Below are 6,668 nucleotides of genomic sequence, written 5' to 3'. Positions count from 1 at the left end.
CGGCCGGCGCCAGCAGGACCGGGGCGCCGGGCTCGGCGAAGGTGACCTTGGAGCCGGTGTACGGCGCGAGGAGCGAGCGCAGGTCGCACGGCTCCTGTACGCCGGCGTCCGCGCCGGACGGGCCGGCTGCCGTACGGAGGAACGCGGCGCCCCCCGGGCCCGCGTCGTGCGCGGCGCGGGCCGTGGGGACGAGCCCGCTGGAGACCAGGGTCCGCAGCGCGACCTCCTGCTCCCCCGCCATCCTGCCCAGTTCGGCAGCCTCGCCGCCCAGGGCCGTACCGCGCCGCTGCACCATCGCCAGCACCTGGAGGACGCTGTCGTGGATGTCACGGGCCAGCCGCTCGCGCTCGCGGGTCGCGGCCTCGATCTCCAGGGCGCGGGCGAGGATGCGTTCGGAGGCGCGGGCCACCTCCACGATGTAGCCGATCGCGATCGAGGCGATCCACACCAGCAGCACGTTGTGGAGCGTGTCCCTGCTGGGGTGCGCCCGCTCGACGAGGTTGGCCACGGCGACGAAGGTCGAGGCGAGCGCCGCCCACCGCCAGCCGCCCTTGATCGCGAACGCGAGGACGGAACCGGCCGCCCATATCGTCGGCAGGGTGGGGCCGTCGACCTGCTGCGCCTGCTCGTCGGCGAGCGGGGTGAGCAGGATCCCGGCCACCGCGACGGTGAGGTCCGCGACCAGGAACCGCTTCGTGCAGCTCGCGGCGTTCGCCACCCGGGGCAGGGTGACGGCGGTCCAGACGGCGAGGAACGCGAGGAAGGCGACGGCGATCCAGGGGCGTTCGAACTTGTCGCGCTCGAACACGAACAGGAGGATCGCGTAGACGGCGGTCAGCACCCGGTAGCCGGTCAGCGCCCGCCACAGCGGCTGCTCGACCGACATCCGTACGACACGCTCCCGCTTGACCATGGCCCCCGCCCCCCGTTCCGCGGCCCCCCGGCCACGCCCGCCGTCACTCGACGGACAGACTCTTCTCCTTGGCCGCCTCGGCCAACTGCCGCTTCGCGGCCGTCGCGTAGACGTCCACGTACTCCTGACCGGACAGCTTCATGATTTCGTACATGACCTCGTCGGTCACCGAGCGCAGGATGAACCGGTCACCCTCCATGCCCTGGTACCGGCTGAAGTCCAGCGGCTTGCCGATCCTGATGCCCGGGCGCATCAGCTTGGGCACCACCTTGCCGGGCGGCTGGATCTTCTCCGTGTCGATCATCGCGACCGGGATGACCGGCGCGCCGCTGGCGAGCGCCACCCGGGCCAGGCCGCCGGGCTTGCCCCGGTAGAGCCGGCCGTCGGGCGAGCGGGTGCCCTCGGGGTAGATGCCGAACAGCTCCCCCTTGGCCAGGACGTCGACACCGCTCTTGATCGCCGCCTCACCCGCCCCGCGCGCCCCGGAGCGGTCCACCGGCAACTGTCCGACGCCCTTGAAGAAGGCCGCCGTCAGCTTGCCCTTGATGCCGGGCGTGGTGAAGTACTCGGCCTTCGCGATGAAGGTCACCTTCCGGTCGAGAACGGCCGGAAGGAAGAAGGAGTCCGAGAACGAGAGATGGTTGCTCGCGAGGATCGCGGGCCCTTCGGCGGGAACGTTCTCGATGCCCTCCACCCAGGGTCTGAAGGCGAGCTTCAGCGACCCTCCGACGGAGAACTTCATTGCACCGTAGATCAACTCGGATGCCTCCTGTGTGCTGTCCGACTGACCTTAACGCCTGGGCGTCCCGCGCTCTCCTTCCTGGGGGCCGGACGCACCTGGTCGGTGTCGGTCCGGTCGCGTACGGTGAAGTACATCTTCCGAGCCTCACGAACAGGAGACCCCGGTGCCGGTCCTTCCTGGAGCCGAGCCGTACCACCACGAGGGCGGCGAGGTCGGCGTCCTCCTCTGTCACGGATTCACCGGTTCCCCGCAGTCGATGCGCCCCTGGGGCGAGTATCTGGCGGAGCGCGGGCTGACGGTGTCGGTGCCGCTGCTCCCCGGGCACGGCACCCGCTGGCAGGACATGCAGTCCACGCGGTGGCAGGACTGGTACGCGGAGGTGGACCGGGAGCTGCGCGAGCTGCGGGAGCGGTGCGCGCAGGTCTTCGTCTGCGGGCTGTCCATGGGCGGGTCGCTGACGCTGCGGCTGGCCGCCAAGCACGGGCCCGCGATCAGCGGGATCGTCGTCGTCAATCCGGCGGTGAGGATGCACGGGGCGGCGGCGTACGCCCTGCCGGTGCTCCGGCACGTGCTCCCCTCGGTCGGGGGGCTGGCGAACGACATCGCCAAGGACGGGAAGGTGGAGCTGGGGTACACACGGACGCCCCTGCACGCCGCCTACTCGCTGGGGAGGCTGTTCCGTCTGGTGGACGCGGCGCTGCCCCAGGTGACCCAGCCGCTGCTGCTGTTGCGCAGTCCGAAGGACCATGTCGTGCCCCCCTCCGACTCCGCCCGGGTGCTGTCCCGGGTCTCCTCGACGGACGTCCGGGAGATCTTGCTGGAACAGAGCTACCACGTCGCGACGTTGGACCATGACGCGGAGCGGATCTTCGAGGAGAGTCACGCGTTCATCGGCCGGCTCGCTCCGACTGTCGGGAAGAAGGGGAGCACCACCGGTGGCTGAGCAACATGACGCGGACCGCGAGCCGCAGCCGATCGACGAGGACGCCGCCTGGGCGGCGATCGTGGCGGGGTACGGCGACGAGCCGGCGGACCCCCCGGGCGCCAAACCGTTCAAGTCGGTGGACGGACTGGCCCTGCTGGAGGGCGGGAAGAACAGCACGGCGGGCGGCCCCGAGCCGTCCCCGGAGAAGGGCGCGAAAAGCTCTGACGACAGCGCGGGGAACAGCCCGGAGAAGAGTCCCGGGAAGACCGCCGGGAAGAGCACGGAGGACAGCCACGACAGTGGCGCGGAGAGCGGCGCGGACAGCGGTACGGACGAGGCGAGGCCCCCGCTGGGGGGCTCGGTGATCTTCGCTCCCGGGGTGGGATCGCCGGTGGCGGGCCCGCGTGACTACGAGGCGCCCGACGACCCCGACGACGAGGGGCACTTCGTCCCGCCGGAGCCGCCGCCGCTCCCGGAGGCCGACGTCACGGCCAAGTTCGCCTGGCTCGGGGTGGTGGGCGGCCCGGTGCTGATGCTGGTCGCCGTGCTGCTCCAGTGGGACATGACGTGGTGGCTCACCACGATCTGTGTGGGCGGCTTCCTGGGCGGCTTCGCCACGCTGGTGGCGCGGATGAGCCACGGCGACGACGAGGACGACGATCCGGGGCGCGGCGCGGTGGTGTAGGCGTACGGCAGGGTGTCGCGCGTCCTGGCCCCGGGGCCGGGACGCGCGACGGGTTCAGGACGCGGGTACGCGTACCGCCGCCAGCACCGGCAGGTGGTCCGTGGCCGTCCGCAGGTCGCGGTCGGTGAGGCCGGGCAGTCCTCGCGGCACCCCGCAGCCGAGCACCTCCACGCCCTCCGTGGCGAAGATCGCGTCGATGCGCCGGGGCGGTCCGCTCCGGACCCAGGTGTGCTCGCCGCCCCAGGGCGTGGCCGCCCAGCAGTCCTGGAGCTTGGCCGCCAGCAGCCGGAACGCGGCACGGCCGGGAGGCTCGTTGAGGTCGCCGCCCGCGACCGCGTGCGGGACGTCCAGCGCGTCGAGGCGGTCGAGCAGCATGCCCGCCTGCGCCTCGCGTTCACGGGCGTCCAGGCTCAGATGGCAGCTGAGCACGCCGAGCCTGGCCCGTCCGAACCGTACGACCGCCGTCGCGAACCCGCGCCGGTGCAGGCCCGGGGTACGGGGCAGGAGGACGTCCTCGGTCCGCTCCACGGTGGCGCGCAGCGAGCAGAGCAGCAGCGGGCCCGCCGCGGAGCCGCCGCCGCCGAGCACCACGAGGTCGGTACGGGAGGCGAGCCAGGCGGCGCGCTTGCGCCAGCGGAAGAAGAGCGGGGCCTCCTGGATCAGCACCAGGTCGGGCGCGCAGGCCTTGATCACCCGGACCAGCGCCTCACGGTCGTCCCGCATCGAGCGGATGTTGTAGCTGAGGACCCGGATCACGGCCGAACCGTCCTGCTCGGTACGGGAGTCGGGCAGCGGTGGCGGCATTTCCATGGTCACCAGATTACGTGAGCCACCCACGGGGTACGCGGCCGACACCTGGCGGACAGGCCGGGGGCGACACGGCCCGCCTGGCGGGGACATGGCTGTGCCCGCCGCACCCCCCGCCAGGTCCTGTCCGGCGGGTGCGACGGGCACAGTCGTTCCGGATCAGCCCTGTCTGGCCAGGTCCGCGGCGCCCACCAGCCCGGCCTCGCCGCCCAGTTGGGCGGCCAGTACCTGGGCGTGCGGCCGCCACTCGCCGCCGATCAGCCAGCGCCGGAAGGACTTGCGGATCGGGTCGAGGACCAGCTCGCCCTCGTCCGACACGCCTCCGCCGACGATGAACGCGGACGGGTCGAAGAGCGAGGCCAGGTCGGCCAGGCCCGCGCCCGCCCAACGGGCCAGCTCCCGGAAGGAGTCGACGGCCACCGGGTCACCGGCGCGGGCGGCGGCACTGACGTGCCTGCCCTCGATGCCCTCGGCGGTGCCGTCCCCGAGACCGAGCAGTATCTCGGCGTTCTCCGGGGTCGCGTTGGCGCGCTGGCGCGCGTACCGGACCAGGGCGCGGCCGGACGCGTACTGCTCCCAGCAGCCCTGGCTGCCGCATCCGCACAGCAGCCCGTCCGGTACGACCCGGATGTGCCCGAACTCGGCTGCCACGCCGAAGCGTCCGCGGCGCAGCTTGTTGCCGATGATGATGCCCCCGCCGAGGCCGGTGCCGAGGGTGATGCAGATGACGTCGTCGTGGCCCTGTCCGGCCCCGAACCTGTACTCGCCCCACGCGGCGGCGTTCGCGTCGTTCTCGACCACGACCGGCAGGCCGACGCGCTGTTCGACCTTGTCCTTGAGCGGTTCGTGCCGCCAGTTGATGTTCGGCGCGAACAGGACGGTGGCGCGCTTGTCGTCGACGTAGCCGGCCGCGCCGATGCCGACCGCCTCGATCTGGTGTCCCTCGCCCGCGCCGGAGACGGCGGCGCAGATCGCGTCGACGATGCCTTCGGCGGTCTGCGGGGTGGGCACCTTGTGCATTCCCCTGATGGTGCCCTCTTCGTCGACCACGCCCGCCGCGATCTTGGTGCCGCCGATGTCGACGCCGATGGTGAGTCCCATGAGTCCCTCAGTTTTCGGTCGTGCCCCGCTAAGGCCAACCGTACCCGAGGGCGGGCGCCCGCCTGTTCAGTCCAGGTCGATGCGGCCGTCCGGACCTGGTCCTTCGTCCCTGGGGTCCGTGGGGTCGTGGGAGCTCTTTGTGTCGTCCGTGACACCCGGGGCGTCCGGAAAGGCCTGCTCGACGTTTCCGTACCCCTTCGGGCCGTCCGTACGCTCGGCGGGCGGCACGTCGGGTCCGCTTCCGGGGCCCTTGGTCCAGCGGCTCTCCTGGCCCTCGACCGCGTCGCGGTAGGCGGCGAGGAGTTCGTTGCCCGCGGCGGCGAGGTGGTCGAAGACTCCGGGGTTGCGCTCGATGACCGGTTCGACGGCGGCCCTGGCCTGGTTGATCAACTGCTGGACGGCGCCCTGCGCGGCCATGCCGAAGAGCGGGTTCTGGAGGGAGGTGACCTTGTCGGTGACGGCGTCGACCAGCTTCCGCAGTTCCTCGGAGGCGGAGGCGGGCGGGCGGCCGTGGACGGCCCGGCGGCGGGCTTTCTCCGCCTCCAGGTCCTCGGCGCACGCCGTGGCCCAGGCGTCCGAGTCGGCGGCGGGGCGCTCGGTGTAATCGCTCATGGGGGTTCTCCTGCGTCAGGGACGGCGGAAGGGTGTACCTCCGACGGTACCCGAACGGTGGTACGCCGTTCAGTCCGAGCGCGGCCACAGGGCGGCGTCGGGGGTGAACCTGACACGCAGCACCCCGTCCGCGAGGGCCGCGCCGGCGACCGTGCAGCGGCGCAGCACGGAGGGCAGGGGAACGATTCGGCGGAACGGGCCGACGGTGAGGACGAGTTCGTCGTCCCTGCGCACGAGGTGGAGTTCGCTCTTGGCGACGCCGGGCAGCGCGAGGCACCAGACCAGGAGCCCGTCCTCGGCGAGCCGGTCCTCGACCCGCCAGGGGTCGTCGCGGCGCCCGGCCCCGGCGGGGGCGGCCGTCTCCACGGCCAGTCCCCCGCCCTCCGCCTCCGTGTCCAGCCGTGCGAGGTCGTCGGGGCCGTGCGGGTCGCGGCCCAGGTGGCGTACCGGACGCAGGGCGGACGCGGGCGTCCCGGCGCCGCGCCACGCGTCCAGGCTCTTGTGCTGCTGCGCGGCCAGGGCCGCCAGCCAGGGGTCGGCGGGGTCCGGTGGCAGCAGCCGGTTCGGTACGAGCGTGTCGACGGGCAGCCCGTACAGCGCGGCCCCGGCGCGGGCGAGGCGCAGAGCCTCCTCCCCGGCGGGTCCGGGTTCGGCGACCAGGCGCAGGGTGGTCCCCTGGTCCTCGATCACCGACTGGACGGCGGCCAGCTCGGCGTCCCGGTGGGCGGCCATGTCGTACAGCCACTGGGCGGGCATGGGGACGCCAGCCAGCTGGGCCATCATCGGGCGCAGGGCGCGCGCGGCCTGCCGTTCGCGGGGCAGCAGCCGGCGCAGGTAGCGGCGCAGCTGTTCGGGCAGGGCGAGGGTGGCGAGGGCCTCGCGC

The 6,668-nt window shown here is 72.9% G+C and carries 8 protein-coding genes; 2 read left to right on the top strand and 6 right to left on the bottom strand.

The features are described from left to right. The coding region (locus tag GT042_RS01055; RefSeq protein WP_161306808.1) for a DUF5931 domain-containing protein at positions 1-913 on the bottom strand (913 nt) is incomplete at its 3' end. A gap of 43 nt (positions 914-956) precedes the next feature. Then, the gene (locus GT042_RS01050) at positions 957-1,670 is read right to left on the bottom strand and encodes a lysophospholipid acyltransferase family protein (RefSeq protein WP_161306807.1); all 714 of its coding nucleotides are present in this window, start codon (positions 1,668-1,670) and stop codon (positions 957-959) included. Between the two features lie 148 nt (positions 1,671-1,818). Here GT042_RS01050 and GT042_RS01045 point away from each other — a divergent pair, with 148 nt between their 5' ends. Both GT042_RS01045 and GT042_RS01040 read left to right on the top strand, forming a co-directional pair. After that, positions 1,819-2,598: an alpha/beta fold hydrolase gene (locus GT042_RS01045; protein ID WP_161306806.1), complete on the top strand. Its 780-nt coding sequence runs from the start codon at positions 1,819-1,821 to the stop codon at positions 2,596-2,598. After that, a complete protein-coding gene (locus GT042_RS01040) occupies positions 2,591-3,265 on the top strand; it encodes a hypothetical protein (protein ID WP_161306805.1) in 675 nt (224 codons plus the stop codon). The genes GT042_RS01045 and GT042_RS01040 overlap by 8 nt, the downstream gene beginning before the upstream one ends. A gap of 54 nt (positions 3,266-3,319) precedes the next feature. On the opposite strand, the gene GT042_RS01035 is transcribed toward GT042_RS01040, so the two are convergent. From GT042_RS01035 to GT042_RS01020, 4 genes are all read right to left on the bottom strand, one after another. Continuing rightward, a complete protein-coding gene (locus GT042_RS01035) occupies positions 3,320-4,075 on the bottom strand; it encodes an endonuclease/exonuclease/phosphatase family protein (protein WP_161306804.1) in 756 nt (251 codons plus the stop codon). 156 nt (positions 4,076-4,231) lie between these two features. Then, positions 4,232-5,173 carry an ROK family glucokinase gene (locus tag GT042_RS01030; RefSeq protein WP_161306803.1) on the bottom strand — a complete coding sequence of 314 codons (942 nt, stop codon included), beginning with the start codon at positions 5,171-5,173 and terminating at the stop codon, positions 4,232-4,234. Between the two features lie 66 nt (positions 5,174-5,239). Next, positions 5,240-5,785, bottom strand: coding sequence for a DUF5304 domain-containing protein (locus GT042_RS01025; RefSeq protein WP_161306802.1), 546 nt, complete (start codon positions 5,783-5,785; stop codon positions 5,240-5,242). A 69-nt stretch (positions 5,786-5,854) separates the two neighbouring features. After that, the coding region (locus GT042_RS01020; RefSeq protein ID WP_161306801.1) for an ArsA-related P-loop ATPase at positions 5,855-6,668 on the bottom strand (814 nt) is incomplete at its 5' end.

The sequence above is a fragment of the Streptomyces sp. SID3212 genome, assembly GCF_009865405.1.
Classification (GTDB): Bacteria; Actinomycetota; Actinomycetes; order Streptomycetales; family Streptomycetaceae; genus Streptomyces.
The sequence above is the reverse complement of the archived record's forward strand: the minus strand, read 5'-3'. Positions and strand labels throughout refer to the sequence as shown.